Raw genomic sequence first — 5,076 nt, forward strand, 5'->3', positions numbered from 1 at the left:
GGGTCAGCGCACCCACCCGCGGGTGGTCGATGGTCTTGCGCGCCGCCACGTGCGCGCCGACCACGCCGGAATCCCACAGCTCGGCGAACCGGGCGCTGCGCTCCCGGAGATCGGTGATCAGGCGCCGCAGGTTCCGGTCGGCGGGATACCGGCTCGCGGTCGCGCGCAGATCGGCGACGAGCGCCGCCTCGAACGCGCGCCGTTCGTCCACCGTGAAGCGGACGCGGCTGCCGGGGCCGACCAGGTTGCGCCACACACTGTTGCGTTCGTTGCCGGTCCATCCGGACGGATCCCCCATCAACGCCGCGTACAGCGGGTTGGCCAGCAGCAGCGTCCATGCCGCGTCGTAGACGCCGACGGGGGTGTCGGCCAGCCGGTCCACCAGCCGCTGGACGCTCGGGGTGAGGTACGCCGGTACCGTCTCCGGGCCCGGCGGCACCTGCCCGGCGAGCCGGAACAGGTGCCCGCGCTCGGTCGCCGACAGGCGCAGCGCCCGCGCCAGCGCCTCCACCACCTGCCCCGACGGGTTGACGGCGCGGCCCTGTTCGAGGCGGGTGACGTAGTCGGCCGAGATCCCGGCCAGCATGGCCAGTTCCTCGCGGCGCAGGCCCGCCGCGCGCCGCTGCCCGCCCGCGGGCAGCCCCACGGCCTCCGGCCGCACCCGGTCACGCCACCGCCGCACCGCCCGCCCGAATTCCGTCGCCGCCACGCCGTCCAGTCTGCCCGGGACCGCACGGAACTTCCTGGTACCCGTGGTCCCAGGAAGACGGGACGACTGGCCGGCCATGGCGCCGGGGCGGAGAGTCGGGGCCATGACGACAACACTGATCACCGGAGCCAACAAGGGACTCGGCTTCGAGACCGCCCGCCGCCTCGTCGAAGCGGGACACACCGTCTACCTCGGCTGCCGCGACGCCGAGCGCGGCCGCCGGGCCGCCGAACGGCTGGGTGCGCGGCTGGTCCTCCTCGACGTCACCGACGACGCGTCCGTCGCCGCGGCGGCGAAGACCGTCGAAGCCGACGGCGGGCTGGACGTGCTGGTGAACAACGCGGGCATCGAACCGCGGAACCCGGACAACGGGGTGCCGGGCGCGGCGGAACTGACCGCGGAACTGATGCGCACGACCTTCGACACCAACGTCTTCGGCGTGGTCCGCGTCCTCCACGCGTTCCTGCCGCTGCTGCTGGCCTCCCCCGCCCCCGTCGTGGTCAACGTGAGCAGCGGGCTCGCTTCGCTCACCAGGGTGTCCACTCCGGACACTCCGGCCCACGCCTACCCCGGCCTCGCCTATCCGGCCTCGAAGACCGCGGTCAACATGCTCACCGTGCAGTACGCGAAGGCGTTCCCGGGCCTCCGGATCAACGCGGTCGAGCCCGGTTACACCGCGACGGACCTCAACGGCCGCACGGGCACGCAGACCGTCGAGGAAGGCGCCGAGATCATCGTCCGGATGGCGCAGGTGGGCCCGGACGGCCCCACCGGGGGTTACTTCGACGCCTCGGGCCCCCTCCCCTGGTGAGCCGGCGGGCCGTTCGCGGCGGGTCCTCTCCGCGAACGGCCACCTCGTCAGCCCAGGGCGTGCAGCCTCGGGAGCACGTCCTCGGTGAACTGGGTCAGGAAACGCTCCTGGTCGTGGCCGGGGCCGTGGAAGACCAGGTGGTTGAGACCGGCGTCCACGTACGGCTTGATCTGGGCGAGGGCCTCGTCCGGGTCGGAGGCCACGATCCACCGCTTGGCGACCTGCTCGATCGGCAGCTCGTCGGCCAGCCGTTCCATCTCCTCCGCGGAGGACACGGTGTGCTTCTGCTCCTGGGTCAGCGAAAGCGGCGCCCAGAACCGGGTGTTGGCCAGTGCCTGCTCCGGATCCCGGTCGTAGGACATCTTGATCTCGATCATCCGGTCGATGCCCGTGACGTCCCGCCCGGCCGCCGCGGCGCCCTCGGCGACCGCGGGCATCAGCTTGTCGGTGTAGAGTTCCATGCCCTTGCCCGAGGTGCAGATGAACCCGTCCCCGGACCGGCCCGCGTACTTGGCCACCACCGGGCCGCCCGCGGCGACGTACACCGGCACCGGCTGGTCCGGCCGGTCGTAGATCTTGGCGTCGACCAGTTGGTAGTACTCGCCGTCGAACGAGACGTTGTCGCTGGTCCACAGCTCGCGCATGAGCTTGATCGCCTCGCGCAGGCGCGCGAAGCGTTCCTTGAACTCGGGCCACTCCCGGCCCGAGACGGCGATTTCGTTGAGCGCCTCACCCGTGCCCACACCCAGCAGCACCCGGCCGTTCGACAGCAGCGACATGGTGGCGAACGCCTGCGCGATCACCGCCGGGTTGTACCGGAACGTCGGGGTCAGCACGCTGGTGCCGATCTGCACCCTGCTGGTCCGCTCGGCCACCGCCGACATCCAGGCCAGCGCGAACGGCGCGTGCCCGCCCTCGTGCCGCCACGGCAGGAAGTGGTCGGACACCATGACCGAATCCAGTCCCAGTTCCTCGGCGCGCACGGCGTACTCGACCAGGTCACGGGGCCCGAACTGCTCGGCCGACGCCTTGTAACCCACCTTCAGACGCACGTTTCTTCCTCCCTTGCGGCAAGTCTTCCCCTCCAACCTACTGGCGCGGGCCGCGCCGCAACTCCCGCACTCCACCACTGCGGCCGCTTGCGCTCCGCCGAAAGGCCGTGAGGGGGTCCCGGCAAGAGTGGTTCCTAGCGCGGTTGCGTGGCGACCAGGTCGACATCCACGATCACGGGCTCGCCCACGGTGAGGCTGACGTGCCGCACGGTCGGCGTGTAGAGGCTGGTCACCACGGTGTACTCGCCGGGAGCGAGGTCACGCAGTTCGTACCGGCCGTCCTCGTCCGTCACGATGCTGGCGACCAGGTCGCCGTCCCCGGCGGCGACGGAGACGGTGGCCCTGGCCAGACCCCGGCCGCCGGGGTCGGTAACCGTGCCGTGCAGCCGTCCGATCGCCCGCAGGAACAGGTCGGCCACGGCGGGCTCCCGCCCCGTGATCACCACGGTTTCCGCGTGCGGCACATGGCTCGGCAACTGCGCGACGACGGTGATCTCGCCGGTGGGCAGCCCGGTGAGGGAGAAGGTGCCGTCCTCCGCGCAGTCGGTGCTGCCGACCACCCGGCCGGCGACGTCGGTGGCGGCCACGGTCGCACCGGCGACCGGGGCGGCACCGCCGGTACGGCGGACGACGCCGGTCACCACGCCGCCCCCAGCCAGTGCGAAGTCGCGGACCGCCCCCGCCCCGTCGAGCGAGACCGACACCGCCTCCGGCTCGAACCCCGCCGCCGTGACGATGATCGTGTAGGTACCCGGCCGCAGCCCGCGCACCGCGTAATCCCCATCGGCGCCGGAGCGGGCCCGGCTGACCTGACGGCCGTCGGGACCGGTTACCGTGACCGTGCCATCGGCCACGACCGCACCGGCCGTGGTGCGCAGCGACCCGCTGATCTCGCCCGCCGCGGGCGATCCAGGGACGGCGCTTTCGGCGGCAGGCCGCGCCGTGACGGACGGCCGCCGCCCCGGGAGGAACGCCGCGATCACCAGCGCGCCGAGCGCGGCGCACGCGCTGACGGCCAGGATGATGCGGAACCCGTTCTGCGCGGGCAGGGTGAGCGGGCCGAGCTTCATGGTCACGTGGGCCAGGATGACCCCGGCGACCGCGCTGGACACCGAGGTGCCGATCGACCGCATCAGCGTGTTGAGGCTGTTGGCGGCGGCCGTCTCGGACACCGGCACGGCGCCCATCACCAGTGCGGGCATGGCACCGTAGGCAAGACCGATCCCGGCGCTGACGACGGCGGCGCCGATCATGAGCTGCCACACCGCCGACATCAGCAGGACGCTCAGGCCGTAGCCCGCGGCGACCACCACGGCGCCGGCCATGAGGGTGACCTTGGGGCCCATGGTCCGCGAGATCCGCGCCGACAGCGGTGCCGTGGCCATCATCAGCAAGCCCCCCGGCGCCATCGCGAGACCCGCCACGAGCATGGTCTGGCCCAGTCCGTATCCGGTGCTCTTCGGCAGCTCGATCAGCTGCGGGAACGCCAGGGACATGGCGAACATCGCGAACCCGAAGACGACGGAGGCGATGTTGGTCAGCAGCACCTGGCGCCGCGCGGTGGTGCGCAGGTCCACCAGCGGCTGCGGGGTGCGCAGCTCCCACCGGCCCCAGGCGAGCAGGATGACCACCGCCGCGCCGAGCAACCCCAGGGTCAGACCGCTGCCCCAGCCCCAGTCACTGCCCTTCGAAATCGCCAGCAGCAGGCACAGCAGCGCGACCGACATGCCCAGCGCGCCCGGCAGGTCGAACCGCCCGCCCGCCCGGACCTTCGACTCGGGCACGAGTGAGAACACGAGCACGGCCGCGACCGCGCCGAGGCCCGCGGCCGTCCAGAACAGCACGTGCCAGTCGGCCTTCTCGGCAAGGAAGGCGGCCGCGGGGAGGCCGAGCGCGCCGCCCACGCCGAGCGAGGCACTCATCAGCGCGGTCGCCCCGGCGAGCCGCTCGACGGGCAGTTCGTCCCGCATGATGCTGATGCCCAGCGGGATGACGCCGGACGACAGGCCCTGCAGGGCGCGGCCGACGACCATCGGCGCCAGCGCGGAGGAAAGGGCGCACACGACGGAGCCCACGACGAGCATCGCGACACTCACCAGCAGCAGCCGGCGCTTGCCGTACATGTCGCCCAGCCGCCCCATGGTCGGCGTGGCGATGGCGGCCGCGAGCAGCGTGGCGGTGATGGCCCAGCTCGTGTCGGACGCCGAGGCCCCGAGCAGCTGGGGAAGTACGGGCACCAGCGGGATGATCAGAGTCTGCATGAGCGAGACCACGATCCCGGAGAAGGCCAGTACGGCCACGACGGTGTCCGGCCGGACCCCGGGCGGCGGCGCCTGCGCTTCGGTGGGTCTGGTCAGGGCATGGGTCATGGATGGCTCTCCCGTCCCGCGAATTTAAATCAATCGATTGCCTTACTTTAGAGGAGCACCGGTCCCCACGACCGTGAGGGCCCCCGCTCAGGCGGGAATGGGCGCCGTGAGGGGTCCCCTCACGGCCGTATCGGC

Annotated in this window: 4 protein-coding genes; 1 reads left to right on the top strand and 3 read right to left on the bottom strand. The window is 72.2% G+C overall.

Annotation, left to right across the window (positions count from 1 at the left end; genetic code table 11):
* On the bottom strand, window positions 1-709 hold a 709-nt coding region (locus FNH05_RS31975; protein WP_144592577.1), incomplete at its 3' end, for a helix-turn-helix transcriptional regulator.
* A gap of 103 nt (window positions 710-812) precedes the next feature.
* Between FNH05_RS31975 and FNH05_RS31980 the strand changes: the two genes are divergently transcribed.
* Window positions 813-1,520 carry an SDR family oxidoreductase gene (locus FNH05_RS31980; RefSeq protein ID WP_144592578.1) on the top strand — a complete coding sequence of 236 codons (708 nt, stop codon included), beginning with the start codon at window positions 813-815 and terminating at the stop codon, window positions 1,518-1,520.
* 47 nt (window positions 1,521-1,567) lie between these two features.
* On the opposite strand, the gene fgd is transcribed toward FNH05_RS31980, so the two are convergent.
* Complete coding sequence (gene fgd / locus FNH05_RS31985) at window positions 1,568-2,572, bottom strand: glucose-6-phosphate dehydrogenase (coenzyme-F420) (protein ID WP_144592579.1); 1,005 nt, start codon at window positions 2,570-2,572, stop codon at window positions 1,568-1,570.
* A gap of 134 nt (window positions 2,573-2,706) precedes the next feature.
* Window positions 2,707-4,941: an MFS transporter gene (locus FNH05_RS31990; RefSeq protein WP_144592580.1), complete on the bottom strand. Its 2,235-nt coding sequence runs from the start codon at window positions 4,939-4,941 to the stop codon at window positions 2,707-2,709.
* Window positions 4,942-5,076 lie beyond the last annotated feature (135 nt).

Origin of the sequence: Amycolatopsis rhizosphaerae, from assembly GCF_007713715.1 — a bacterium.
Lineage (GTDB): Bacteria > Actinomycetota > Actinomycetes > Mycobacteriales > Pseudonocardiaceae > Amycolatopsis_E > Amycolatopsis_E rhizosphaerae.